The organism is Rheinheimera soli (assembly GCF_021290985.1).
Lineage (GTDB): Bacteria > Pseudomonadota > Gammaproteobacteria > Enterobacterales > Alteromonadaceae > Pararheinheimera > Pararheinheimera soli.
The window spans coordinates 161,124-187,418 of the sequence record NZ_JAJOYU010000001.1 but is presented as its reverse complement, the minus strand read 5'-3'; the positions used below and the strand labels follow the sequence as shown (position 1 = coordinate 187,418).

Genomic DNA, 26,295 nt, shown 5'->3' with positions numbered 1-26,295 from the left:
CTTTATGTCAGCAAATAATTTTCTTCCTTTTGCTTTGCCTGAGATTGGTGAAGAAGAAATTAACGAAGTAGCTCATTCGCTTAGGTCCGGTTGGATTACTACAGGTCCCAAGACTAAACAGTTTGAAGCTGATTTTACTGCATTTTTGGGTGATCCGACACTTGAATCTATCGCTGTTAATTCAGCGACCTCTGGTTTACATCTGGCTTTGGAGGCCTTAGGGATCGGTCCTGATGATGAGGTGATAGTTCCAACTTATACTTTTACGGCAACTGCTGAAATTGTTCGTTACCTTGGCGCTACGCCGGTTATGGTCGATGTTGACGAAACAACATTTAACATGACGGCAGATAGCTTTTCCAAAGCTATTACTAGTAAAACTAAAGCGGTAATGCCTGTGCACTTTGCTGGTCTTGCTTGTGAGATGGGACCAATCATTGCGTTGGCTAGACAACATAATATCAAAATTATTGAAGATGCAGCGCATGCATTACCAACAACTTATCAAGGTAAGATGATCGGTACGCTCGAAAGCGATATTACGGTATTTAGTTTCTATGCAAATAAGACTATGACCACAGGTGAGGGGGGGATGGTTGTTACCCGACACCCTGAGCTTGCTCAACGCTGTAAAGTTATGCGTTTGCATGGTATTAGTCGGGATGCTTTTGACCGTTATGTATCTACAAAACCAGCTTGGTTTTATGAGGTTATAGCGCCAGGATTTAAATACAACATGCCTGATATTTCCGCCGCGATTGGTATTCATCAGCTAAAGCGTCTCCCTGACTTTCAAATAAAGCGCGAACAAATGGCGTCTGTATATCAGGAAGCGTTGGCTGATTTACCTTTAGAGTTACCAGTAAATGCTCCTGTGGGAGATGTGCACGCTTGGCACTTGTATCCAATGAAATTGAAAGTAGAAAGTGGTATCGAACGAGGTGTTTTTATTGAGAAAATGGCTGAACTTGGGATCGGTTGTTCGGTTCATTTTATACCTTTACATTTGCATCCGTACTGGCGCGATACTTATCAATTAACTCCAGGAATGTTCCCTGTTGCCCAGCGTATTTTTGAACAAGAAGTATCATTACCCTTGTACACCAAGATGACTAAAGAAGATCAGGAACGAGTTATTGCTGCAGTTCGTCAGGTGTTATCAAATGTCTAAACGCTGTTTTGACTTTTTATTTGCCGCATGTGGTCTTTTGACCCTGCTGCCATTGTTATTACTAATAGCTCTTTGGGTTAGGTTTGATTCCTCAGGCCCAGTATTTTTTCGGCAGCAAAGAGTAGGGCGTTTCGGAAAACCGTTTCTTATCCATAAGTTCAGGACAATGAAGACAAACACGGAGGGTGAAGGTCGATTAACTGTTGGGAAGGATACTAGAATTACTCGTTCAGGTTTTTTTTTACGTAAGTTCAAGCTCGACGAATTACCGCAATTGATAGATGTGTTGATTGGGAGAATGAGCCTTGTTGGTCCTCGGCCTGAGGTTCAAGAGTTTATAGATTGTTATCCCGACGCTATTAGACAAGAAGTACTGTCGGTTAGACCTGGTATTACAGATAGAGCGTCTATCGAGATGGTTGACGAGAATGAGATTCTTGCTAAGTATGACGATCCGCGTCAAGCTTATATCGAACAGATATTACCTATAAAGCAACGCTACTATGTTGACTATGTTAGAAATAATAGCGTATTAATTGATCTTGAAATAATCTTCGCCACATTGTTGAAGATAGTTCGGCGGTAAGCTGATACTAGATACTATGACACGCTATAGAATTAATGAGATTGTTAATGTTCTTTTTAATTGTTTCTTAAATATTTTTGCAAGTGTTATTTGGGCAAGGTTTATTATCTAAGTAGGTAGCACAAATGCTCTGTTTGGGTATAGGTTTGTGCTACCTTTGTTTGTTGTGTTTTAGTTTGCATGAAAGTCTAGATGACGCAAAAACAAGACGAATGTTTTCATTTTTTGTTGGCGCCAGAGAGTTCCTAGTTGTATGGTCGGCTTTCTTTTCGCTTTAATGTGTCTCATAAATGATTTTTGAGGTCGCTCATGAAAGTAACTGTTTTTGGTATTGGATATGTTGGTTTGGTGCAAGCTGCTGTTTTAGCCGAAGTCGGCCATGATGTGGTGTGTGTTGATGTGAATGCTGAACGTGTTGAAAAACTGAATCAGGGTATTATTCCAATTTATGAGCCAGGCCTGACGCCACTTGTAATCAATAATTTTCAAGCTGGCCGTCTTCGTTTTACTACTGATGCAGCATTTGGTGTAGAGCATGGCTTAATTCAGTTTATTGCAGTTGGTACGCCACCTGACGAAGACGGGTCTGCTGATTTAAAGTACGTGTTAGCTGTAGCGAAAACTATTGCCAGCTATATGACCTCGCCTAAAGTGGTTATCGATAAATCTACCGTCCCCGTAGGCACTGCCGATAAAGTCAAACAGCATATCGCCGCTGTGTTGGCTGAACGCGGTTTAGATATTCAATTTGATGTAGTGTCCAACCCTGAATTTTTAAAAGAAGGTGCTGCAGTTGCGGACTGCATGCGACCAGACCGTATTATTATTGGAACCTATAATGGACTGCCTATTGACGTAGTGCGGGAGCTTTACGAGCCTTTTAATCGTAATCACGACAAAATGATTTTTATGGATGTTCGTAGCGCTGAGCTTACTAAGTATGCTGCTAATTGTATGCTGGCAACTAAAATTTCATTTATGAATGAAATGGCAAATCTGGCTGAACTGCTTGGAGCTGATATTGAAGCCGTACGTAAAGGCATAGGTTCAGACCCCCGTATTGGTTACCACTTTATATATCCTGGTTGTGGCTATGGTGGTTCTTGTTTCCCTAAAGATGTGCAGGCTCTGATTCATACTTCAGAACAAAATGGGTATACACCAAAAATTTTGCAAGCAGTTGAAGCAGTTAACAACAAGCAGAAGTACAAGCTACCTACGTTGGTGAAAAAACACTTTGGTGAAAATTTATCAGGTAAAACTTTTGCGGTATGGGGACTTAGCTTTAAGCCCAATACAGATGATATGCGGGAAGCGTCAAGCCGTGTTTTAATTGAAGAGTTGTGGGCAGCAGGTGCTACAGTGCATGCCTTTGACCCACAGGCCATGGAAGAAACTCAACGCATTTATGGTGTGCGTCCGGATTTTGTGCTCTGCGGTACGAAAGAATCCGCATTACCAGGTGCCGATGCTTTGATTATTTGTACTGAATGGCAACAATTTAAAGCGCCTGATTTTGACTTTGTAAAGCAGCAACTTTCTACTCCTGTCATTTTTGACGGGCGTAATTTATTTGACCCAGAACGCCTGAAACAAAAAGGCTTTAGTTATTATGCGATTGGTCGGGCAAAAAGCGTCAAGTCTTTTTAATTTTGTATTATGAGTGTTTAAAATTTTTTCATAAGTAAAACTGCAGAGGATTGCGGTTTTTTAGCCTGGTTACATTTGTTTTCTTCATAAAAAACTAGGCTTTTTTTATATAAAAATAGTTTTTTATTTGGAGCGTGTTTTGCGTAATTTTACTTCTGCCTTTTTACACCAGTGTTTGCCGCCTATGATGGAATGGTCACGTTTTTCAAAACGTACAGTTTCTATTAGTATTGACTGTGTTATTTTGTTTGCATCCTGGGTGCTTGCCTATTACTTACGCTATGACAGCCTTGAATTAATTCGGGACGAATCTTTTGTTTTAAGTTTTATGGCAGTCATTCTTGCAACTATAGTAGTTTTTAGTCTGTCTGGTCTATACCGGACTGTAGTGCGTTTTATCGGTTTGCGTTCTATGGTTGCTATAGCTACAGGTACTGTGGTTTCGGGGGTTCTACTGCATTTTGCAATTGATGCGAATGCGTTTTTATATAGCTTGTCAGGCAACTTAAATTATGTGTTTTTTGCCTTTGCAGGTATAGCAGGATCACGATTGTTACTTCGTGAGCTGGTGACTGCTAGTGGTCGCAATGCACAGCATAAGGTGCTGATTTATGGTGCTGGAGCCAGCGGCAGGCAGTTGTTACTTGCACTGGCCAGCAGTGTAGAGTTTCGCGCTGTAGCTTTTGTAGATGATGACCCTTCATTTCATGGTGTAATGATTCGGGATGTTAAAGTTCACTCGCCCGATTGTATTGAAGATGTGATTAAGAAATACGGTATTAGCCGAATATTGCTGGCTGTGCCTTCTGCAAGCCGCGGCACCAGAGCAAAACTTATCGAACGTTTAGAGTCACTTGGTTTACCTGTATTAACTATTCCAGGTATGACTGATTTGGTTGATGGCAAAATGAAAATTGATGAGCTGCAAGACGTTAAAATAGAAGATTTGTTAGGCCGTGATGCCGTTACCCCGGTACCGTCGTTATTAACGGCTAATATTACAGGTAAAGTAGTAATGGTCACAGGTGCTGGTGGTTCGATAGGTTCAGAGTTATGCCGGCAAATTATTTTGCAGTCACCGCAAAAACTGGTGTTGTTTGAATCTTCTGAATTTGCATTGTATGAAATTGATAAAGAACTGACGGCAACTTTAGCAAATCAGCAACTGGATGTGCAGCTGCTGCCTGTGTTAGGTACTGTGCTGGATCAGCAGCGGTTGCAGCAAATTATGCAAAGTTATCAGGTACAAACTGTCTATCATGCGGCCGCTTATAAGCACGTACCTTTGGTTGAGTTTAATGTGATTGAAGGTTTACGAAACAACCTGTTTGGAACCTGGCATACAGCTGAAGCTGCTATAGCTTCACAGGTTGAAACCTTTGTATTGATCTCCACCGACAAAGCGGTACGACCAACTAATGTGATGGGCACAACTAAAAGGTTAGCTGAGTTAGCATTACAGGCACTTGCAACAAGGCAGCAGAGTACAAGATTCTGCATGGTACGTTTTGGTAATGTATTGGGATCATCTGGTTCTGTTGTGCCTTTGTTTCGTAAACAAATTAAAAAAGGCGGGCCAATTACTCTTACTCATGAAGACATCACCCGCTACTTTATGACTATTCCTGAAGCTGCGCAGCTGGTGATCCAGGCTGGGGCTATGGGAGAAGGTGGGGATGTGTTTGTTTTAGATATGGGCGAACCTGTAAAAATTTATGATCTGGCAAAAAAAATGGTACACCTGACCGGATTAGAAATTAAAAACAAACAAAACCCGCATGGTGATATAGAGATTAAAATTACCGGTCTAAGGCCAGGTGAAAAGTTATACGAAGAGTTGCTGATTGGTGATGAAGAAAAAGCAACCCGCCATCCGCGTATTAAAGCGGCTAATGAAGTTTGTTTAAGCTGGACTGAGATGCAAGCGCTGTTAAGTGAATTTAGCGAGGCATCTATTAACTATGATTTAGTAAAAATCCGCGAGTTAATGCTCAGTGCTCCTACTGGTTTTAATCCAACGGATGGGATTTGTGATTTATGGTGGCAAGCCAATAAAACTATATAGTGAAGTGAATTTGCAAACGAAGGTAAAAAGTAACGCTTAGTTACTAATTTGCTGTTGTACTAAATTCGAGAAATATGTAATGTTGCTGTAAATAGCGAACTCAAAGGACATTTTTATTCATAGAAAGTTCATTTTCAGTGGGCTAAAACTGGTAGATAGTCAGAGGCTGTTCTAAGCTGATGTTCTTAAAATCAGTCATATTACTGACAAAAGTGGATAGTTCTATGAATAAAGAGGGAGTGAAAGCGTGACTTGGATTATGTCGCTACCCCGCACAGTAAAAAGGGGCATTTCTGTAGTATCAGATTCAGCTTTTTTGTTAAGTGCTTTATTTTTGGCCTTTTGGCTAAGTGGCATTTTACAGCCTTCTGTATTTATAGCCTCTCATAGTTTGGCCTTGTTAGGCTGGCTCGCTGTTAGTATCGCTGTTTTTCACTTCCTTGGTTTGTATAGAGCCATCTTGCGATATATGGCACCACAGGCTGTTGCTACCGTAATGAATGGTGTTCTTGCCAGCTCGTTGGGTGTTATAGCCTTATGCTGGTTTTTGCCTCTGCTTGATATAGTACGCATTGTGTTGTGTTTTACTGTTATTGCAGTATTACTTATCGGTGGCAGTAGGTGGGGGTTTCGCAGCGCCTTCCAAATGCAGCGGCACAAAACAAAAAGCAGGGTACTTATTTATGGTGCAGGCTGCTCTGGCAGGCAGTTGTTGTATGCGCTACAAAGTGGTGACGAATATAAAGCTGTAGTTTTTGTTGATGATAACACCGAACTACAAAAAACTACGGTGTGTGGCTTAACAGTGTTGCCTTCTGAGCTGCTTGAAAAGGCTGTTCAACGTTACCGTATTGACCGGGTGCTTTTGGCTATGCCCTCAGCCGGCCGCGGCCGCAAACGCGAATTGCTTGAGTTGTTGTCCAGGCTTCCTGTGCCTGTGCAAAGTATTCCTGGCATGGCCGATTTAGTGGCCGGACATATGAAAATTGATGATTTGCAGGATATTCGTATTGAGGATTTATTAGGCCGCGAAGTGATAGAGCCGGATCAACAGTTGTTGCAGGCTAATATTAGGCACAAAGTGGTTATGGTGACCGGCGCTGGTGGTTCTATAGGTTCTGAGTTATGCCGCCAGATTATTCGTTGTAAACCTGATGTATTGGTGTTGTTTGATGTATCTGAATTCTCTTTATATTCAATAGAACGTGAATTAAATGCAGTGAAGCGCCGTTTTGGTTATCAGTGTGCCATTAAGCCTGTATTAGGTTCTGTGCAGCAGCAAAAGTTGCTTGAGCAAGTGATGACCAATTTTCAGGTGCAAACCGTTTATCACGCTGCAGCCTATAAGCATGTGCCTTTAGTTGAATATAATATGGTGGAAGGGGTGCGCAATAATGTATTTGGCACCTGGGCTTGTGCTGAAGCAGCCATTTCAGCAAAAGTTGAAAATTTCGTGCTGATTTCTACCGATAAAGCGGTGCGCCCTACCAATGTAATGGGAGCCAGTAAACGTATGGCTGAATTGGTGCTGCAAGGTTTGGCCAGTAGGCAGATGACCACTCGTATGTGCATGGTTCGTTTTGGTAATGTATTAGGTTCGTCCGGCTCTGTGGTACCTTTATTCGCCCAGCAAATTAAGGCTGGTGGCCCTGTAACTTTAACTCATAAAGAAATTACCCGGTTTTTTATGACTATTCCTGAAGCTTCACAGTTAGTGATTCAGGCCGGAGCTATGGCCAAAGGTGGTGAAGTTTTTGTGCTGGATATGGGCGAACCGGTACGTATTTACGATTTAGCCAAACGTATGATCCATTTAGCTGGTTTAAAGTTAAAAGACAAAAACAATCCGAATGGTGATATTGAAATTCAGATCACAGGTTTACGACCAGGTGAGAAGCTCTACGAAGAGTTATTGATTGGTAACAACGAAAGCAGAACTGAACATGCCAGAATTCGGGCAGCAAAAGAACAATTTCTGTCATGGTCGGCCACTATGTTGCTGCTGAATAGTCTGGATGTTGCCTGTCAGAGTTTTGACCAGCAAATGCTCAGGCAAATTTTACTGGATGCACCAACAGGCTTTGCACCCAGCAGTGAAATTTGTGATTTATTATTTGTCAGCGGACCTGTCAGTGACTCTTTGAAAAAAGAGCTGGTGCATTAGGTAAATGCTTAAGACAACAAAGTTTTCCTGCTTAATTTAAGTTGGAATGTTGTAAACCACAGGCAAAAAATGCTTGTCGGTTGTACGAAAAACCTCTATGCTAGAGGCACTTTTTTAAAAGGGATGATGTGATGAAAAAATTAAGTGTGTTAATGGCCGCTATGTTAGTGGTTTCAGGCGCAGCAATGGCTCAGGGTGAAGAAACTGGTGCTGCTGGTGCAGGTTCAGGTGCTTCTGCTGCTGGTGCAGGTTTAGGTGCTATCGGTGGTATCGCCACTGGTACTATCGTAGCTGGTGCTATCGCTGCTGGTGTATTAGCTGCTGTTGTTTCTAACAACCGTAGTGAATCTCCTGTAGATTGCCCTACAGGCCAAACTTTGGTTAATGGTACTTGCCAAGCTAACCAAACTTTACAATGTGAAGGCAGTGACCCATTAGTGGGTGGTGTTTGTACTGGTACAACTTCTACTGTAACTGTGTCTGGTACTGGCACCGCTACAGCTACTGTTACTGTTCCTGTAACTTTCACTTACGCACCAACATTACGTTAATTGATTGGTATTTTAAAAAGCCGCCTGATGGCGGCTTTTTGTTATCTATAACTTTTGCTTGAAATGGATCTTATGCACAGATTAATACGGCTTTTTTTATTCTTCGCGTTAGCCAGTCTGGTTGGTTGTTCCAGTACTTTCCGCACTTATACCCAGACATTAGAACTGGCATTTAATTCAGGTGATGGCGCCAGCCTAACCAAGCAAGAGTTAGCATCAAGAAATGTTGATGCTTTGTACGCCAAAGTTGGCTCCTTGCCCAACGCTGTGCTGGTCCTTGAATATATTGAGCATGGCCAACATAAGTGGGTATCAGCGGATGAGGCCATGTTGGTGCTTGAAAAAGGCCGTTTGGTAAAGACAACAGGATTTGAAAACAACCTTCTGTATCAATCTAATACCGAGCTTGATCCATTAAAACAAAGTATGGCGAAAATACAGGTTGGGCAAAGCTGGCAAAGCCGGACTGATTGGTCCGACCGCTCTGAAACTGGCCACCTTGTCAGTTATGAAGTGGTGTATACCGAAGTAACCAGCCTGGATTTATTGGATTATCGCTTTCAGACCAAATTAGTGACAGAGCAAGTAACTTTTGCAGACGGTAAAACGGCTATCAATCAGTTTTGGTATGATTTAAATAGCGGTTGGTTATTAAAAAGCCGTCAGACCATTGCGCCTAACTGGCCGGAAGTCGAGCTGGTACATATCAGTACTGCGGGTCGTCTATTAGGTGTAATTAAAAAAGGAAGTTTAAGATGAATCGCTTAAGCTGTTTTTATATTGCGTTGAGTCTTGTTGGCTGTTTTAAATTAAACGCCGCAGCACCGTTAGTGCTGGTTGAGCACCAGGGAAAATACCAGGGATATTTCGAGAAACCCAGGTTAGGTCTGGTGGTAACGCAAGTAAATAGTGCCGCCCCTCTCTATTGGCCTGCCGCAAAGTTGTTTAAAGTTGATGTTGAGACTAAACAAAAACTTGAGCAACAAAGGGTGTTTGTACTGAGACAACTTGCAGCGTTAAAACAAACATTTCAGCAAGATAACGAGTTTGAATTAGCTGCAAGTGCAGAAAAACTAGAAAGAGACATTGCGAGCTGGGAACTGGCTGGACGAATGATGTTACCTCTGGATCCTGACAGGGTACGGCCTAAAAAGTCGTTAAATCCTTTGTTAACAGCCGGACAATACAAGTTGGTCGTTGGTAGTCGACCAACAGAGATACAAATTGAGGGCTTAGCTACTGAAGAAAAGACGCAGCTGTTAAACGCTGCTTCTGTTGATACTTATCTTGATAGCCTTTCTGTGCTTGAAGGCGGCAGTACTTCTTTTGTTTATGTTATTCCTGCTTCTGAGCAGTTTTATATTGCTAAAACTGGTCTGTGGAATAAAAGTTATCAGGAAGTATCTGCCGGCTCGGTATTATTTGTTCCTTTTGAACAGCGCAACTTGCCCAGCGCCTATGAGCACATCAACGAACAGATTGTAGAACTCTTGTTACACAAGGTTGTTGCCCAATGAAGAAGTCCTGTTTAGCTGGTTTGTTTCCTATCTTACTGTGTTCTGCCGTTTCTGCGGAAGAACGCTTTTCTCCTGCCGCAAATAATTACTCACAAGGTAACCATGGTGGTATTGGCTTAATTCAGATGCCAACTGCGCGTATGAACGATGCCGGTGCTTTTAGTCTGAATTACCAGGATAGTGAAGAGTACAGATTTTGGTCAGCGTCTTTGATTTTATTTCCCTGGATGGAAACGACATTCCGTTATTCGGATGTACGAACTCAACTTTATAGTGATGACCCTGGTTTTAGTGGCGACCAGACTTATAAAGATAAAGGGATAGACGTTAAATTCAAGTTGTGGCGCGAAAGCGAGTTTTTGCCTGATCTTTCTGTAGGGTTTCGTGATTTTGGCGGTACTGGTTTATTTGAAAGTGAATTTATTGCCGCCAGTAAACGTTTTGGCCCTTTTGACTTGCATTTGGGCATAGGCTGGGGCTATTTAGGTCGCAAAGGTAATATAACTAATCCTTTTTGTGAGTTAGCAGACCGCTTTTGTGAAAGGCCTGGTGGATTCAGCGGTTCTGGCGGAAAAATTGATTATCAGCGTTTTTTTAAGGGCCCTGCCGCTTTGTATGGTGGTATTGAGTACCAGACTCCCTGGCAACCTTTGCGTCTGAAACTGGAGTACGACGGCAATAACTATTTACAGGATTATGCTGGTGTATTGCAGCAAGATTCCGATTTTAATATTGGAGCCGTTTATGCTCTGAATGACTCATTTGATCTGAATTTAAATTACCAGCGCGGTAATACCTTTGGTTTTGGAGTGAATTACAAACTGGATTTTAATAATCTGAAACAGATCAAACTAGACCCACCTGCCAAAGAAGTTCCAGATATACGGGGGGCTTCTATAGAGGTATTAGATAAAGCTCAGCTTCGGCAAGATTTGTATTTAAATGCTGGTTTTGTCGTAAACAACTATGTATTAAAAGACGACGAAATTATTTTAAAAGGCTCACAGATTGCTTACCGTGATGAAGACGTAGCAATGAATCGTATAGGCAGAGTTCTGGCTACACATTTACCTGAATCTATTAAAACCTATAGAGTAATCACTTTGGCTATGGATTTGCCTATGGTTGAAACTGTAGTTAATGCAGAACAATTTGTAAAAGCTGCCCGCTATGAATCACCAGAAGCTGATGTGAAAACAACTTACCACAGAACTGAGCCTGTTTTAGCCAATCAGGAGCAATGGGCTGTAGAGCGAAATGAAAGTGGTTTTGGTTATAACGCAGATATTTTCTGGATCCAGACTTTTGGTAACCCTGAAAGTTTCTATATGTACCAGGGCGGCTTGTTGTTAGGCGGTGGTTATCAGTTTAATACCAATTTTAGTCTGCAAACCACAGTGAAAGTAAACTTGCTAACTAACTTTGATGATTTTAACTTTAAAGTTGATGCTCAGGAAACCGGCGTGCCTCGTGTCCGGACTTACATACGTGAGTATGTTAGTCGCAGTGATGTGACTATGGAGAATTTATACGGTCTTTGGAAAGATGAAATTACTGATAATTGGTATGGACAAGCTTATGCTGGTTATTTAGAAACTATGTATGGGGGTGTAGGAGGCGAGGTTTTATACAAACCAATAGATTCTTCTTTAGCCATAGGTTTTGATATTAATTATGTGCAGCAGCGGGACTATGACAGTGACGTGGCATTTTTTGACTACAAAACCCTGACTGGTCACTTAAGCTTTTATTGGACGCCGCAGTGGTTAAAAGACACTATGATCACCGCAAGTTTTGGCCAGTATCTGGCAAAAGATAAAGGTGTGACTGTCGACTTTGCTAAACGTTTTGATAGCGGCATAGTGGTAGGTGCTTATGCGGCTATTACCGATATGTCGTCCGAAGAATATGGTGAAGGTAGTTTTACCAAAGGCTTCTATTTATCCATCCCCTTTGATTTATTCTCGCTTAAATCAGCAACTGGCCGTGGTCGTATTCCATGGATCCCTATAGCCAGGGATGGTGGGCAGATGTTAAATAAACCAGTGAATTTAAATACGTTAACGGAATCTCGTTCTCCTTTTATGCGCTAAGCTGTGACTGATAAAATAAAGCCACTCTTTTGAGTGGCTTTATAATTTGGTGGACAAAACATGATGATTCAGACGACAGCTTTACCACTGCAAGGCTTATTGCTACTGCAACCTCAAGTCTTTACAGATGAACGCGGCTATTTTTTTGAAGTAAACCGCAACTCTGAATTAAAACAATTGTTAGGTGATATAGACTTTGTGCAGGAATCGCAGTCGGGTTCTTGTCAGCATGTGCTTCGGGGTTTGCACTATCAACTAGATAAACCTCAGGCCAAATTAGTTCGGGTTTTAACTGGTCGTATTTTTGATCTAGTGGTCGATTTGCGGCAACAATCTGCAACTTTTGGCCAGTGGTTTGGTATGGAGCTTTGCAGTGAAAAGAAGCAGCAACTTTTTATTCCTGCAGGTTTTGCTCATGGCTTTTTAACTCTAAGTGATTATGCTGAAGTGGCCTATAAAACAGATCAGTATTACGACCCTGCGTCTGAACGTTCTATCAAATGGGACGACCCAGAATTAGCTATTCAATGGCCTTTGCAGCAAGCCCCTATACTTTCTGCGAAAGACGAGAGCGCCCAATCTTTCGCCACTGCCGGCTTATTTTGAAAATGGGGTCAGATCAGACTAAATGCTAAATGTATTGCTGCTTGGACAAACAGGACAACTGGCTTCTGAGCTCAGACTAACCACACCCGCCTCAATAAGACTTAAGGTGATAAGTTACTCCGAGTTTTCTATTCTGTCTTATGTTGAATTGAGCCGCATTTTCCTGAGTTATAAACCGGATTGGGTGATCAATGCAGTAGCTTGTAATCAGGTAGACCAGGCTGAACTGCTGCCCGAGTTGGCAATGGCAGGGAATTTTTATCTGGTTCAGAGGTTACAACGGCTTTGTGTTTTAACAGATAGCAAATTACTACATATTTCCACTGACTATGTGTTTGATGGCTCCCAAGCGCAGCCTTATAAAGAAATTGTTCAACCAAAGCCATTAAACCACTACGGTAAAAGCAAGCTGTTGGCAGAACAATGGTTGCAGCAGGAATACGCAGAGTCCAGCGTTATTATTCGGACCAGTTGGCTCTATTCGGCTTATGGTTCTAACTTCGTCAAAACTATGCTGAAGCTGATGCAGGCTAAATCACAGCTGCAAGTGGCACAGGATCAAACAGGTTCTCCCTGCCGGGCATACAGCCTGGCCTGCGTGATTTGGAAAATTATTGGTAGTAAAACTGTTTTGTCTGGTGTGTACCATTGGGCTGATTCTGGCTATTGTTCAAGGTATGAATTTGCTACTGTGATCCAGGCATTTGGTTTACAACTAGGCTTACTTAGTCACAAAGCTGAGTTAATACCAGTGAACTCTGAACAATTTAATAGCCCAGCGGTGCGGCCAGCTTTTAGTGCCCTGGACAGTAGCTTATTGAGAGAATTATTGTTTTTGCCGGAAGTGACATGGCAACAGCAGTTATTGCAGGCTTTACTGTTGTTTACGCCTGCATCCATAGATAAAAAGGACTGAAGATGAGTTATGTAGTGTTAACAGGTGGTGCCGGTTACATAGGTAGCCATACGGCCTTAGCTTTGCTTATGGCTGGCGAGCAGGTGATTAGTTTTGATAACTACAGTAACTCCAGCCCTGAATCTTTAAAGCGGGTAGAGCAATTAACGGGCAAATCAATCATTCAGATTGAAGGGGATGTGCTGGACGCCGATGCTTTGGCCGCAGTATTTGCACAATACCCTGTTAAAGCTGTAGTGCATTTTGCCGGTTTAAAAGCTGTTGGGGAATCTACGCAAAAGCCTTTGTGGTACTACGAAACTAATGTGGGTGGCACTATAAAACTTTGTCAGGTGATGGCGCAATTTGGTGTCAAGAATCTGGTATTTAGTTCGTCTGCTACTGTGTACGGGGATGCACAGAACAGCCCATTGCCTGAGACCACGCCTACAGTGGCGATGAATCCTTATGGTCAGTCTAAACTGATGACAGAATGGGTGCTGCGGGATTTACATCATTCAGATAACAGCTGGAATATCGCCGTATTGCGTTATTTCAACCCTGTGGGTGCCGATGAGAGCGGCCGTATTGGTGAAGACCCAAATGGTATTCCAAATAACCTGATGCCTTTTATTACCCAGGTTGCCGTAGGTAAAAGAGCAGAGTTGCAAATTTTTGGTAATGATTATCCAACTGTGGATGGCACAGGAGTGCGGGATTATATCCATGTTACAGACTTAGCCGCTGGCCATGTCGCGGCGTTACAGCACCTGTTCACAGACCCAGGTTACGATAGCTTTAACTTAGGCAGCGGTGAAGGTTTATCTGTGCTGGATATAGTGACCCGGTTTGCTGCAGTGAATCAGGTAGAAGTGCCTTATCAGTTCGCACCAAGACGACCCGGTGATGTCGCTCGTTATTTTGCCGACCCTTCAAAGGCAAAAGCTCTATTAAACTGGCAAACAGAAAAAACACTGGATGATATAGTTCGCGACAGCTGGAACTGGCAAAAAAATAACCCTAATGGATATAAGTAAACTGGAACAGATCGCATTTTTTAACGGATGCGATCTGTGTTCCGCTATGCCGAATAACCCACAGTATCCAGCAGATATTTACCATAAGCATTTTGTTGAAAAAGTTTTGCGCGAGCCACGACTTGCTCTTTAGTCAGCCAACCCATTCTAAAAGCAATTTCCTCAAGGCACGCAATTTTTAAACCTTGTCTTTTTTCTACAGTTTCGACGAATTGGCTTGCATCCAACAGCGAATCATAAGTACCGGTATCGAGCCATGCAAAACCGCGGCCCAGTAAACTGACTTTTAAGTTCTTCTTGTGGATGTAGCTCCGAATCACCTCAGTAATTTCCAACTCCCCACGTTTTGATGGAGTAAGACTTTTTGCCGTAGCGACAGATGTATAGTCGAAAAAATATAAGCCAGTGACTACATAGTTCGATTTTGGCTGAGCTGGCTTTTCTTCAATACTGAGTACATTTTGCTCTTCGTCTATTTCTATTACGCCAAAACGTTCTGGATCCGTGACATGGTAAGCGAAAACAGTGCAGCCATTTTCCGCTTTCATCGCCTGATGCAGCCGTTCAATAAAGTGTTGGCCGTAAAAAATATTGTCACCTAATACCAGACAGCAATTGTCACCAGCGAGAAATGACTCTGCCAGAATAAGAGCCTGCGCTATACCCTCTGGTTTTTCCTGAACCACATAAGTAAACTCGACCCCAAAGTCTTTACCTGTACCTAACAAATTTATGAAACCGGGCAAACTTTCCGCCGTGGTGATAATTAATATTTCACGGATCCCTGCCAACATCAGCACAGAGATAGGGTAAAAAATCAAAGGTTTATCGTAAATAGGCAGCAACTGCTTTGACAGCGATAAGGTCAGCGGATACAACCTGGTACCAGAGCCTCCAGCCAAAACTATGCCTTTATACTTTGCCATCAGAAAGACCTTTGCGGTTGAGTTGATAATGGCCCGATAAAATATTCTGCCACCATTGAGCATTGTTCAAATACCACAACAGAGTTTGTTTTAAACCAGACTCGAAACTTTGTATTGGAGTCCATTGCAGTTGCTGCGAAATTTTTGTGGTATCAACCGCATAACGTCTGTCATGGCCTGGCCTGTCTTTGACAAAACGAATTTGCTCTGCATAAGATTGGTTTGTTGTCGAAGGGCGTAATTGATCCAATAAGCTGCAGATGGTGTGTACTACTTCGAGATTGGTTTTTTCTGCATTGCCGCCAATCATATAAGTTTCGCCAACCGCCCCCTGACGTAACACTGCCCACAAAGCAGTTACATGATCCTCCACATGTAACCAGTCACGGATCTGGCCGCCGTCGCCATATACAGGTAATTCTTTGCCTTGTATGGCAGATAAAATAATGTGCGGGATCAATTTTTCCGGGAACTGATAAGGGCCATAGTTGTTGGAGCAATTGGTGATTAAAACCGGCAGGCCGTAAGTACGATGCCAGCTACGAACCAAATGATCTGAAGCTGCTTTTGAGGCCGAATAGGGAGAACTTGGGGCATATGCTGTTTCTTCATTAAACTTCGCCTCTGTGCCTGCTAAATCACCAAAAACTTCATCAGTAGAAATATGATGAAAACGAAAAGCCTTTTGCGCTTCAGGGCTTAAGCTTTTCCAATAATGCAGGCTGGCTTCCAATAGCTGGAACGTGCCTTCTATATTGGTTTGAATAAAACTGCTTGCGTTTTCTATGGAACGATCGACATGAGATTCCGCGGCCAAATGCATAATGCTATCGGGCTGAAACTGCTCAAAAATAGTCGTCAGTTGCTGGCGATTGATGATGTCTGCTTGATAAAACTGGTAGTTGCTTTGACACTGAACATCCTGCAATGACTCGAGGTTACCTGCATAAGTAAGCTTATCCAAGTTGGCTACAATAACATCGGGTTGATTCAGTAAAAATCGGACTAAGTTTGAACCAATGAAACCTGCGCCACCTGTAACCAGTATTCTCATAATCTACCTGATGTAGTCTAACTAATTGATTGAACGATCATTACATAAACAATAGCCTAAAGAGAACTACAACATCTGCTGAATTTGATCTTTGATGAACTGGTATCTTTTGCGTTGATCTTTGGGCAGTTCGGTTTCGTCTATCACGTTCATACATTTATGCGCCAGATAGATTAAATCTTCGTTTAAACGGCCGCGCTGGCTGATCGCCTGCAGTAAATTCAGGGCTATGCTGGCGTTGGCTGGCATGGTCTTTTGCGCTTCGATAAAGTAGGTAATAGCCTCTGAGTACTGGCCCAGGCTGTAGGCTTCCATGCCTGCGTTGTGGCTGGCCATCATAGTGGATCTTTTGTGGCTGTATTTGTCCTGTTCGGATAAAAACATCATGTTCAGTGCTTTGTTGTATAAATCAGAACTTTGCGACAGGGTGTTGAGTGAGCCCATATAATGGTCGCTCATCGCCAGATTGCCGGTTTCAAAATAAGCTCTGGCTCTGTCCAGTAACGCAGAAGGTGATAGAGTGCGGCCTAAGCTTTGCTCTTCACTTTGTTGCAGTAAGTTTTTAGCTTTGTCTGTTTTGCCCTCAAGTACTGCAACACGGGCTTCTATCACCAGCTTGTCATGCTCATAACTGGCCGGGTTAAAACGCTTTTTAACGTCTTTGAGAAAATACTCTACTTTCCCTAAGGCCGTGCGTTTGTCGCGTACAGATAAAAGCTGGGCGTTTTGGATAATAGCGCGGGCATAGTTCAGCATATTGTCGGCGGTGTCGTAGATGGAATATTTAGCCGCTTCCAGTAATTTGGAATGAATACGTACCGCCAAATCCGGCTGATTGTTGATCACAGCTAAATTAGCTAATACATGCTGGCGCAGATAGTTTTTGGGTGACGCTTCAGCAACGATACGCACTGTATTAAAAGCTTCTTCCGCTTTGTTCTGGCTTAAATACAAACGGGTGAGCCAGTCCAGCGCTTCAATTTTAGTTTCAGCCTGTTCAGTAAGTTCAATCAACATACCTTCAGCTTCGGTATCTTGCTCCTGATAGCCTTTAGCCACAGCCAGACCCAGTTTAGCCCAGGGTAAGTCACGAAAGGCCAATACCTCGCTATATAAAGTTTCGGCTTCTTTGTAGCGCCCAACTTTAACTAAAAGCTCGCCTTTTAAGCGTTGAATGTAGGCCTGATGCACAGGGTATTGTTCCAGGGAAACGTCGCAGGCCTGAATTGCATCCGGGTAGTTTTCTTCGGCAATCATCTGATAAGCGTACTTTAACGCCCGTTTCACTTGAAAAGCACGGCCAATACGGCGCTCCAGTTCGGCGTAGCTGAAGGGTTTTAACAGGTAATCGTCGGGCAGAAATTCGATCATGCCATACACGGCCTGGCGATGACGCTCACCACTGACCACAATAAAGCAGCAACTGTGTTTTAAGCTGTGTTCGGCTTTTAAGGCTTCAAATAACTGGTAACCGTCGCGGCCTACACCTAAGTTGTAGTCGCATAAAATAAAGTCGAAATCGGTTTTGCGGCAGGCAGACATGGCTGCTTCGGCGTTACGAGCCACAACCACATGGTCGAAACCAATCAGCGCCAACATGCTTTTCATGTACGCTATTACTTGTTCGTAATCTTCAATGACCAGAACTTTTTTAGACCGGTAAAATGCTTGCTTGGATACCACTTAGCTCAACTCTCACGCCAACAGCCGTTAGCCTACCACAACATAAACCTGCTTTGGGTATAAGTGATTTTTTATATGGTCAGCTCGTTAGCGGCTCAGTCCTGGTGGTTTTGCCATAAATTCAGTTGTTGCAATTCGGTAGGGCAGGCGCCAGCTCGGATCCATGTGGCTAAAGCCAAAGCCACATTGGCGTAGTGCACTGTGTTGCCTTGAACGGGAGAGGCCAGCCAGTCAGCAATCACTTCTGTATTGAGCATGCTGGTGCTTTGGCCTAGTTGTAATTGAGTCAAGGCTAACGCATTCGACTCCTGCTCCATCTGACCTCGTAAGGCTTTCACCAAGATACGTTTTTGTAGCTGTAACGCTTCGCTTACCAATTCAAAACCAGCGTTACTCAGCACTGCACTGGATTGATGTAAATCGCGCTTAAACTCATCAACACAAGGGCCTGAGCACTGAATATGCCCAAGCTGGTTTTTACTCAGGCCTGGGCCATACAGATAAAACTGATACTGGGTCAGAGGTTGTAACCAGCGGATCACTTGTTGTTGATCCTCAAACGGCAGGTAAACCAGCACTTTGTTGGCATCTGCCGTATTGGCTGCAGGTTCTAAATCGACAATAGGGGGCAAAATTGGCTGATTAAAATGATGCCAGTGCAGGCCTATTTGTTGCTGAGCCGGTGCAAACCATTTAAATATACTGCGGCTAAGCGGGGTATCATGAATTTGTGGGATCTGATGTAAAAAGGCATATTGATGACCAATGGCGACAGAGCGTTTTTTTTGTCGTCGTGCCGCCCAGGCGGTGATGGGTTCAAAGTCGGTCAGCACTAAATCATAAGCTGAGCAGTCAAGCGCGCGGATATCACGCCACAGCTCCAAAGGTTTGGCTTGAGCAGCGGTTTTCAGGTAGTTGATATGTCCTTGTTCAGTCACAAAGGTTAAACCGGTTTTTACCTGAAAATCGCCAAACTGCTGCATATCAAACAACTGATCAGCAGGGCGGCCTGAAAACAGAAAGTCTACTGCTATGCCCTCAGCTTTCAGATACTTGCCCATAGCGCGGGCTCTGCTGATATGTCCATTGCCAGTTGCCTGCACACCATACAAAACCCGCATTCAAGTACTCCTGTCAGTCCCTCCAGACCAGCGCTTTAAAATGAACGCGGCACATAGAGATGTATTGATTATTTCCGCCTATCTGCACCTGACTGCCTGTGGTGGCGGCGTTACCATGTTCATCCAGCCGCACCACAAAGTTGGCTTTGCGGCCACAGTGGCAGACAGTTTTTAATTCCACTAATTTATCCGCCCATGCCAGCAACGCCTGACTGCCAGCAAAGGTTTCGCCTAAAAAGTCGGTTCTAAGACCAAAAGCCAGTACTGGCACATTCAGATCATCAACCACATAAGTGAGCTGCTTGACCTGGGCTTTGGATAAAAACTGTGCTTCATCAATCAGTACACAGTCCAAAGCGCCTTGTTGTTTCAAGGTTTTACAGGCTTCGATAAAGTCAAAGTTGGCATCAAATATTTGCGCATCCATCGACAAGCCAATGCGCGAACTAATTTTGCCTACCCCAAACCTGTCATCAATAGCGGCAGTAAATAACGCTACTGTCATGCCTCTTTCCTGATAGTTGTAAGCACTTTGCAGTAAAGAGGTCGATTTGCCTGCGTTCATCGCCGAATAATAAAAATACAATTGCGCCATCTGCGTGGTCTCGGTTTTTTAAAAGTCCGTCGCAGTATAACCAAAAGCCTTACTCTGTCGTAGCCTAACGTCGGAAGATGACAGTAAGAAGACAATTGACGTACACTGCCACTTAACGCAAATTGGGCCAATATGGTGCTAAAACTTTAGGGGAAACAATGGACAAGTGGTTATTTGGAACAGTGCTGGTGCAGGTGGTGTTAACACTGTTCATGATGGTGTTGATGGGTAAACGTCGGTTTAAAGCGGCGAAAAACCGCGAATTGCCTTATAAGGCATTTAGAGTGATGGATTTAACAGGCGCCAATGAAAAAGTGATTACGGCCAGTCGTAACTTTGATAATCAGTTCCAATTACCCGTCTTGTATTTGTTTGCTGTCGCTTTTGCGCTGCAGTTTGGTGTTGTTGATTTGAGCCTGGTTGTTCTTGGCTGGCTGTTTGCCGTAAGCCGTTTGATGCATGCTTATGTGCATGTGGGGGCTAACCATGTTCGTTTGCGTTTTGCAGTTTATGTTTTTGGTGCCTTGATGTTGCTGCTGTTCTGGCTGAAATTAAGTCTGACTTATTTACTTGCTTAACTCAGCTTAATTACAGATGGATTTGTTTTGGCCTTATCTAAGCCTGGCGCTCAGCGCTTTTGTGTCTGCAACCTTGTTGCCTTTTGGTTCAGAGCTGGTGTTGATGGGCTTGGTTCATCAAGGGTATTCGTTGTTACTGCTATGGCTGGTGGCCACTGTATTTAATACCCTGGGTTCTGTGCTGAATTGGTATTTGGGCAAACAATTGCTGAACTTTCAGCACAAAAGCTGGTTTATGTTTAAGCCTGCTCAAATAGAGCAAGCCAGCAACCGGTTTCAGCGGTGGGGTTTACCTTCTTTATTGCTCGCCTGGCTGCCCGTCATTGGCGATCCACTGACTTTAGTGGCGGGAGTACTTAAGGTTCGTCTGCTTTGGTTTGTACTCTTGGTGGGTTTAGGTAAAGGTTTGAGGTATGGTGTTGTTATAGGACTGATGCCTGCGGTTTGAATTAAATTGAGGAGAACTGATGAAAGCTTTATCTTTTTGCGCTTTGGTTGTGGCTTTAGGTTTTGGTAGTGCCGCTGCGCAACAAAGCCCGGCAACCGCCACTGCAGCAGCGCCTTCTGTGAATTCTGCATGGCAATTGTTGCCACAGGATGATTTACTTTATTTAGACACAGATCAGGGCCGTATTGTCATTTTATTAGCGCCGCAGTTTGCTTCTGAACATGTAAAACGAGTCAAAGAGCTGGTTAAAAACCGTTTTTATGATGGCGTGACTTTTTATCGGGTGATTGAAGGTTTTGTTGCTCAGTTTGGTGTGCCTGAGCATGAATGGGGAAACCGGGCGAAATTAACACCTATGAAAGCTGAATTCAGCTGGCCTGTGCGTGGTGGTGATCCTTATCTTTTAGTGCAACGCCCTGATTTATTAGCTGAAGAGACAGGTTTTAATCAGGGCTTTGCTGTTGCGCGTGAACAAAATCAGGAATGGTTGGTGCATTGCCCTGGTGTCGTGAATATGGCGCGTGCCAATGAGCCTGATACCGGTGTTGCAGACATTGCTATTATGATGGGGCAGGCGCCGCGCCATCTGGATAAAAATATGTCAGCATTTGGCAAAGTTATTTGGGGCCAGTATGCAGTGAATCGTGTGCGTCGTGGTGAAACTGCAGATGGCGGGGTAATTGGCTCAGCGGCAGCACGCACAGTGATTAAACAAGCACGTTTAGGTTCAGAACTGGCAGCAGACAGACAGTTACAACTGGAGATGCTTAGTACTACGAGTTCCGAGTTCTCGCAGTCTCTGGCAGAGCGCCGTTCACGTACTCATGTGTTTTATCAGCACAAAGGCAACGGCAACATGGATGTTTGTTATCCGCAGGTGCCTGTGCGTTTGATAAAAGCTGTATAAAGCCTGTAAAAGACAAAATTTACTGGTCGATGACGGCCTTTTCAGTCATTATGTGCGCCTTTTCTGTGGCGCTCCGAGGGGATAGCAATGAACTACGAATTAACGGCTGACGATTTAAACAAACTCAGTTTATTGGACGCTGAACAGCGTTACGACTACTTCATTCAGGCTGTGGCCGATCTGGAAAAGATCTGGATCCTAGTCGATGAAGAAGGTTTTGTATTGGTTGATGCTGACGAAGAACGTTGCATCCCGGTATGGCCACATGCTGAATTAGCACAACTGTGGATCAACGGTGATTGGGCTGAATGTCAGGCTCAGGCAGTAGATATTGCCACTTGGTTAGACAAGTGGACTTCAGGTTTAGACGGTGACGAATTAGCTATCGCTGTATTCCCACATGCGGCAGAACCTGGTGTGGTGATTGGCCCTGAAGAGTTTGCAGAAACTCTGATTGAAGCGACACAAGACAACGAATAACAGTGTCAGGGTCAGAGCTATCAGCTCTGACCCTTCTATTGATTCTGCCCCGATATATCTTATGCAAAGTTGCACTTCTATTTTTACTTGAAGCTATTGATAACCATTCTTGATTAGATTACTATGCCTGCAGTTTATTACGCAGGTGCATTTATGTACGTTTGTCTTTGTAAAGCAGTCACAGATAAAGCCATTCGCCAGCAAGTTGAAGCGGGCGCTTGTTCTATGCGTGAGCTGAAGCAAAATTTGGGTGTCGGTACTCAATGCGGCAAATGTGTTTGTCAGGCCAGCGATATTCTTGACTCTGCTTTATCTAAACAGTCATCACAACAACGTATTCCGGTGTTGATGATCAATAACTCTCGCCCTGCCGCTTAATTCATTTTTGAATTTCGACGTAGCCTAAGCACTATTTTTCATTTTTATTCATAAAATCAGCATTTAAAGTTAAATTGGCTGCATTTATTGCTTTGGCTAGGCATAATGTTGGCATCTTTTCCTGAGGTGAGCCTTATGACTAAAATTGCTAAGGTTGCGATAGTGGGCGGCACCCACGGCAACGAATTCTCCGGTATTTATGCTATTCGTCAGTACCAAGCCAACCCGGCTTTAATTCAACGTGCAAGCTTTGAAACCAGCACTTTGTTTGCCAATCCTGAAGCTTTTAAAGCCAATAAGCGTTACATCCACAGCGACTTAAACCGTCAGTTTAAAAACGTCGATTTGGCCAATCCAGAGCTCACCAATTACGAACAAAGCCGTGCCAAAGTGATCAATGAGATTTTGGGGCCAAAAGGCAATGCCAAAACCGATCTGGTGATTGATTTACATAACACCACCAGCAATATGGGTGCTTGCCTGATTATGACGCAGGCTGGTGCTTTTTATAATCTGATGGCGGCTTATGTGAAGATGAAAATGCCTGAAGCTATTATCTCCCGCGATGAAGACCATTTAGCGGCTGAAGATCATGCGCTGATGTGTACGCTGGGCCGTTATGGTGTGATAGTGGAAGTAGGGCCGCAATCTCAGTCTGTGCTGCGTCAGGACGTGTTGGAGCAAATGCACGAGATGACGGCACATATTCTGGACTTTGTGGAGCTGTATAACACCCAGAGCCTGCCAGAGCTGCCAAAACGCACTGAAGCTTATCTGTATTTGCACAGCATTAAATTGCCGATGAATGAAAAAGGCGAACGTTTGGGCATGGTACATAAAAATGTGCAGGATAAGGACTATCAGCCTATTCACCCAGGCGATCCTATCTTTACCTTATTTGATGGCACCGAAGTACCTTATGACGGCGATACCGTAGTGTATCCAACCTTTATCAATGAAGCCGCTTACTACGACAATAATCTGGCAATGTCGCTGAACGACAAAATCTGGATTGAGCTGGAGTAAGCCAGCGAGTAATTGAAAAAGGAGCCAATCGGCTCCTTTTTGCTATCAGTTGATTAAAGCTGAACGTAGCTGGCTTTTTTCTGGATAAGCTCGATAGCGTAGTTGTCCGGGTCGCGTACAAAAGCAATTTCTGTGCTGCCGCCTTTCACCGGGCCAGGTTCGCGGCTAATTACACCACCTTTAGCGCGGATCAACTCACAAGCAGCGTAGATATCTTCTACTTCTAAAGCAATGTGGCCATAAGCTGTTCCCGGCTCATAGCTGTCAACGCCCCAGTTGTAAGTTAATTCCAGTACGGCACCTTCGCTTTCATCGCTAAAACCAACAAAAGCCAGAGTATATTTGTACTCTGGATTTTCTGAAGTACGTAATAACTTCATGCCTAGCACTTCAGTGTAAAAGGCTAAAGAGCGTTCTAAGTTGGTGACGCGGAGCATGGTATGTAAAATGCGCATAAAAATTCCTTAATCTATTGTTTCAGCAAATGCGGACCTGTCTTCGATCAGGCAAGTGCTGGTTGAATTGTACAAATGCTTTCATCTGCTGAAGTTCACAGTAGTGTCGAAGATTTTAGCATGACCTGGTATACGGGAGGGCAGCTGCACCGCATAAATAGGATGGGCTGTGCCTATCTGTCGATATTATGTGATTAAGCATCACAGATTGAATGCACAGCGCAGACAAACCTTAGTTAACCTGAACTCGGGATAAGCAGCGCCGCTGAACGAGCATCTTTTCGTGCCTCTCTGCGTTGCTGTGTCTAACCATAGCTCGCTATGGCGTACGACAAAGCGCCTTGATATGCGCAAAAATCTGCGCATTCAGTGAGCAAAGACTTAAGTTACGTCAACAGATTGGCTTATCTATTTGATTTATATGGTTAAATACAAAGTATTCGACACTCATTATCCCGAGTTCAGGTTAGTTATCCTGATGAGCTGCACGCATCAGTCTGTTCTGAACAGCAGCCCATTTGTCGTCCAGAGGGGGCGTTTCCAGCACAATAAGTTCAGCGCCGCTCTGATCTGCCAGATAAAGCTGTTTATACAAAACCCGACCATAGTGTTTTGCGTCCTTTGGCATAGTGCAGTACCAGTGAGGTTGTACACCAGAAGGCAAATCATTTAGAGACAGGACTGCAAGTTGCGAAGTGGTAGTTTTGAGTAGTTCAGTAAGCTCAGTTGTTGACACACAGCGTAATTTTGTTTGAGGCTGATAATGGGCCGCAACATTACCTGATACTTTGACCTGATGATGCAAAGGGCTCTCAACCTTCTGTCCTAATACGTCTTCTAACTGTGCCACGCTGACAGGCCCTGCACGCAACACTTGAACAGAGTTATCCACCAAACTGACAATAGTGGATTCAAGACCAAACTCACAGTCGCCTCCATCCAGTACTGCATCAATTTTACCTGCCAGGCAATCCATCACCTGATGAGCGCTGGTTGGGCTTAATCTTTTGTAGGGATTGGCTGAAGGTGCAGCTACCGCTAATTGCTCAGCTGCTAGCAGCTGCAACAATACAGGATGTGCCGGCACTCGTAAGCCTATGGTATCCAAACCTCCAGTCACAGAGCCGTCGACGTGATCTGCTTTTTTTAGTAACAGGGTGAGCGGGCCCGGCCAAAATGCCTTTGCAAGTGTAAAAGCCTGTGCAGGGATATCTTTGGCCCAGTCTTTCATCGCTGTGGCTGCATGCAGATGGACAATTAACGGATGATCAGCGGGCCTGCCTTTGGCCACAAAAATTTGCTTTACTGCCTCTTTGTTACGGGCATCTGCGGCTAAGCCATAAACAGTTTCAGTAGGCACTGCGACCAGTTTTCCTTGCTTTAATAGCTCTGCTGCAGCCTGGACATCTTCGGCAATTGCAGAGTCTAACATCAGGGTATTCAACACAATTTGGCTCCAGTATAGGGTAGTCGGTAGTTAAGGGTTACAAAGTGGACAATAAGCCGGTTCTGCATAGGGTTCGGCTGGATGCTCATGCTCAGTATGACCACAACAATCACATCTTTTTATATAGTATTTCACGCGCTGCGTTGGGTAAGAACACGCGGAGCAGGGCAGACCCAGCTCATGGGCTTTACGCCAAAAATCGGCCGCCTGACACACAGGGCAAAGTGCACTCAACCTTTCAGCAAGTTGGACTGCAGCTTTCTGAATGTAGTGCTGTCGGGCTGGGCAAAAATGTGCGCGTAAATCTGGTGAAATACGAATAACTTCCGTCAGTTGCAAAGAGGTACTCAGCACGTTTGCATGCTGCAAAGCCTTATGCAGAGCTTCAAAGCCTTGCAGGCCTTTTATTAAGCCTGTGCTGCAATTGACGACCCAGCCTTGTGTTGCATCATGCTGCTCCAGGTGGGAGCGGATCAAAGCAAGCTGGTCTGTTTCGAGATCAGACAGAGGCACCGGACCTGATGCGTATGCCATAATGAATTGCTGCTTATCCTTGTTAAACAGACACAACACCTCATCATCCCAATTCAGCAAGCCAGGTGCCGGGCCACCACCAAAGCTGCCTTCACTGCCAATACCTATCGCAAGGCCTGTCGCTTCGCAGGCCAGTTTCGCCTTGGTTTTTGCGCAGTCCAACGGGCTTTGTGTACGAGGAGTTTCACCAGAAAATGTACCCAAAGCGTCAGTATCAAAAGCTTCGGTCAGCTCTACGCTGATACCGACCTGAGCTAAAGCAGGCGCTATTAAAGCTAACTTTTGATGTTTTGTCAGTAGCGCTGCCCGATGTTCTGCTGGTTTCATC

26 protein-coding genes are annotated in these 26,295 nt (G+C 43.9%); 18 read left to right on the top strand and 8 right to left on the bottom strand.

Features of this window, described 5'->3' with window-relative positions; all coding sequences use genetic code 11:
• Positions 1–4: 4 nt before the first annotated feature.
• The 12 genes from LSG37_RS00880 (at position 5) to galE (ending at position 14,335) form a co-directional block, all read left to right on the top strand.
• Positions 5–1,171: a DegT/DnrJ/EryC1/StrS family aminotransferase gene (locus tag LSG37_RS00880; RefSeq protein WP_233077975.1), complete on the top strand. Its 1,167-nt coding sequence runs from the start codon at positions 5–7 to the stop codon at positions 1,169–1,171.
• Positions 1,164–1,757, top strand: a complete 594-nt coding sequence (locus LSG37_RS00875) for a sugar transferase (protein WP_233077974.1) — start codon at positions 1,164–1,166, stop codon at positions 1,755–1,757. Before LSG37_RS00880 ends, LSG37_RS00875 begins: the two co-directional genes overlap by 8 nt.
• 309 nt (positions 1,758–2,066) lie before the next feature.
• A complete protein-coding gene (locus LSG37_RS00870; RefSeq protein ID WP_233077973.1) occupies positions 2,067–3,407 on the top strand; it encodes a UDP-glucose dehydrogenase family protein in 1,341 nt (446 codons plus the stop codon).
• 139 nt (positions 3,408–3,546) lie between these two features.
• Positions 3,547–5,472, top strand: coding sequence for a polysaccharide biosynthesis protein (locus LSG37_RS00865; RefSeq protein WP_233077972.1), 1,926 nt, complete (start codon positions 3,547–3,549; stop codon positions 5,470–5,472).
• 247 nt (positions 5,473–5,719) lie between these two features.
• The gene (locus tag LSG37_RS00860; protein WP_233077971.1) at positions 5,720–7,636 is read left to right on the top strand and encodes a polysaccharide biosynthesis protein; all 1,917 of its coding nucleotides are present in this window, start codon (positions 5,720–5,722) and stop codon (positions 7,634–7,636) included.
• A gap of 131 nt (positions 7,637–7,767) precedes the next feature.
• Entirely contained in the window at positions 7,768–8,187 is a 420-nt protein-coding gene (locus tag LSG37_RS00855) for a hypothetical protein (protein ID WP_233077970.1), read from the top strand.
• A 72-nt stretch (positions 8,188–8,259) separates the two neighbouring features.
• A complete protein-coding gene (locus LSG37_RS00850; RefSeq protein ID WP_233077969.1) occupies positions 8,260–8,946 on the top strand; it encodes a YjbF family lipoprotein in 687 nt (228 codons plus the stop codon).
• Positions 8,943–9,704 carry a capsule biosynthesis GfcC D2 domain-containing protein gene (locus LSG37_RS00845; protein WP_233077968.1) on the top strand — a complete coding sequence of 254 codons (762 nt, stop codon included), beginning with the start codon at positions 8,943–8,945 and terminating at the stop codon, positions 9,702–9,704. Before LSG37_RS00850 ends, LSG37_RS00845 begins: the two co-directional genes overlap by 4 nt.
• A complete protein-coding gene (locus LSG37_RS00840; RefSeq protein ID WP_233077967.1) occupies positions 9,701–11,797 on the top strand; it encodes a YjbH domain-containing protein in 2,097 nt (698 codons plus the stop codon). Before LSG37_RS00845 ends, LSG37_RS00840 begins: the two co-directional genes overlap by 4 nt.
• Before the next feature lie 60 nt (positions 11,798–11,857).
• Positions 11,858–12,403: a dTDP-4-dehydrorhamnose 3,5-epimerase gene (rfbC, locus tag LSG37_RS00835; RefSeq protein ID WP_233077966.1), complete on the top strand. Its 546-nt coding sequence runs from the start codon at positions 11,858–11,860 to the stop codon at positions 12,401–12,403.
• A 22-nt stretch (positions 12,404–12,425) separates the two neighbouring features.
• Positions 12,426–13,319, top strand: coding sequence for a dTDP-4-dehydrorhamnose reductase (rfbD, locus tag LSG37_RS00830; protein WP_233077965.1), 894 nt, complete (start codon positions 12,426–12,428; stop codon positions 13,317–13,319).
• 2 nt (positions 13,320–13,321) lie between these two features.
• Positions 13,322–14,335 carry a UDP-glucose 4-epimerase GalE gene (gene galE / locus LSG37_RS00825; protein WP_233077964.1) on the top strand — a complete coding sequence of 338 codons (1,014 nt, stop codon included), beginning with the start codon at positions 13,322–13,324 and terminating at the stop codon, positions 14,333–14,335.
• 44 nt (positions 14,336–14,379) lie between these two features.
• On the opposite strand, the gene rfbA is transcribed toward galE, so the two are convergent.
• From rfbA to LSG37_RS00800, 5 genes are all read right to left on the bottom strand, one after another.
• Positions 14,380–15,261 (bottom strand): glucose-1-phosphate thymidylyltransferase RfbA, encoded by an 882-nt coding sequence (rfbA, locus tag LSG37_RS00820; protein ID WP_233077963.1) that lies wholly within the window; start codon positions 15,259–15,261, stop codon positions 14,380–14,382.
• Entirely contained in the window at positions 15,248–16,315 is a 1,068-nt protein-coding gene (gene rfbB, locus LSG37_RS00815) for a dTDP-glucose 4,6-dehydratase (protein ID WP_233077962.1), read from the bottom strand. Before rfbB ends, rfbA begins: the two co-directional genes overlap by 14 nt.
• A gap of 66 nt (positions 16,316–16,381) precedes the next feature.
• Positions 16,382–17,998: a response regulator gene (locus LSG37_RS00810; RefSeq protein ID WP_366515536.1), complete on the bottom strand. Its 1,617-nt coding sequence runs from the start codon at positions 17,996–17,998 to the stop codon at positions 16,382–16,384.
• Positions 17,999–18,093: 95 nt separating this feature from the next.
• Positions 18,094–19,119: an MJ1255/VC2487 family glycosyltransferase gene (locus LSG37_RS00805; protein WP_233077960.1), complete on the bottom strand. Its 1,026-nt coding sequence runs from the start codon at positions 19,117–19,119 to the stop codon at positions 18,094–18,096.
• A 13-nt stretch (positions 19,120–19,132) separates the two neighbouring features.
• Positions 19,133–19,714, bottom strand: coding sequence for a thymidine kinase (locus LSG37_RS00800; RefSeq protein WP_233077959.1), 582 nt, complete (start codon positions 19,712–19,714; stop codon positions 19,133–19,135).
• Positions 19,715–19,872: 158 nt separating this feature from the next.
• Here LSG37_RS00800 and LSG37_RS00795 point away from each other — a divergent pair, with 158 nt between their 5' ends.
• The 6 genes from LSG37_RS00795 to LSG37_RS00770 all read left to right on the top strand — a co-directional run bounded on the left by LSG37_RS00795 (position 19,873) and on the right by LSG37_RS00770 (position 23,531).
• Entirely contained in the window at positions 19,873–20,292 is a 420-nt protein-coding gene (locus LSG37_RS00795) for an MAPEG family protein (protein WP_233077958.1), read from the top strand.
• 16 nt (positions 20,293–20,308) lie between these two features.
• Positions 20,309–20,740, top strand: coding sequence for a YqaA family protein (locus LSG37_RS00790; RefSeq protein WP_233077957.1), 432 nt, complete (start codon positions 20,309–20,311; stop codon positions 20,738–20,740).
• A gap of 19 nt (positions 20,741–20,759) precedes the next feature.
• Complete coding sequence (locus LSG37_RS00785) at positions 20,760–21,647, top strand: peptidylprolyl isomerase (protein ID WP_233077956.1); 888 nt, start codon at positions 20,760–20,762, stop codon at positions 21,645–21,647.
• 87 nt (positions 21,648–21,734) lie between these two features.
• Positions 21,735–22,127 (top strand): DUF2750 domain-containing protein, encoded by a 393-nt coding sequence (locus tag LSG37_RS00780; RefSeq protein ID WP_127685695.1) that lies wholly within the window; start codon positions 21,735–21,737, stop codon positions 22,125–22,127.
• Between the two features lie 153 nt (positions 22,128–22,280).
• Positions 22,281–22,505, top strand: coding sequence for a bacterioferritin-associated ferredoxin (locus LSG37_RS00775; RefSeq protein ID WP_233077955.1), 225 nt, complete (start codon positions 22,281–22,283; stop codon positions 22,503–22,505).
• Positions 22,506–22,640: 135 nt separating this feature from the next.
• Entirely contained in the window at positions 22,641–23,531 is an 891-nt protein-coding gene (locus LSG37_RS00770; RefSeq protein WP_233077954.1) for an aspartoacylase, read from the top strand.
• Positions 23,532–23,584: 53 nt separating this feature from the next.
• Here the strand turns inward: LSG37_RS00770 and gloA are convergent, their stop codons facing one another.
• The 3 genes from gloA to LSG37_RS00755 all read right to left on the bottom strand — a co-directional run bounded on the left by gloA (position 23,585) and on the right by LSG37_RS00755 (position 26,294).
• A complete protein-coding gene (gene gloA, locus LSG37_RS00765; RefSeq protein ID WP_233077953.1) occupies positions 23,585–23,986 on the bottom strand; it encodes a lactoylglutathione lyase in 402 nt (133 codons plus the stop codon).
• Between the two features lie 466 nt (positions 23,987–24,452).
• Positions 24,453–25,433: an L-threonylcarbamoyladenylate synthase gene (locus tag LSG37_RS00760; protein WP_233077952.1), complete on the bottom strand. Its 981-nt coding sequence runs from the start codon at positions 25,431–25,433 to the stop codon at positions 24,453–24,455.
• Between the two features lie 30 nt (positions 25,434–25,463).
• Positions 25,464–26,294: a DUF6671 family protein gene (locus LSG37_RS00755; protein WP_233077951.1), complete on the bottom strand. Its 831-nt coding sequence runs from the start codon at positions 26,292–26,294 to the stop codon at positions 25,464–25,466.
• Position 26,295: the final 1 nt, after the last annotated feature.